At 42.9% G+C, this 275-nt stretch carries 1 protein-coding gene; it reads right to left on the minus strand.

Annotation, left to right across the window (positions count from 1 at the left end; translation table 11 throughout):
• Nucleotides 1-103 precede the first annotated feature (103 nt).
• Nucleotides 104-274, minus strand: a complete 171-nt coding sequence (locus GUI70_RS26145; protein ID WP_497747271.1) for a hypothetical protein — start codon at nucleotides 272-274, stop codon at nucleotides 104-106.
• Nucleotide 275: the final 1 nt, after the last annotated feature.

Consider the following 275-nt stretch of genomic DNA (forward strand, 5'->3'; position numbering starts at 1 on the left):
GGGCGTAGTAAAGACCCTTACGAATCTTGGCGATCATGGTGGGATGGGTCAAGCTGGTGATTGTGATGGCCATTTGCATGTTCCTTTGTTGGTGTAGAGCAGTTTAAGCTTGTTCTAATACACTTGCAAGCGGTTTTTGATCAAGGCATACAGCTTTTTCGAAGTCGAATGTAACTTGAGTACGACCAATCACTAAAGAATTGACGGGAACCTCATAGATGCAAATTATACCACCTTTAAGGCTCATTGCAGTAATCCACTCATCGTTGTAGATC

Origin of the sequence: Deinococcus alpinitundrae (assembly GCF_009982895.1) — a bacterium.
Classification (GTDB): Bacteria; Deinococcota; Deinococci; order Deinococcales; family Deinococcaceae; genus Deinococcus; species Deinococcus alpinitundrae.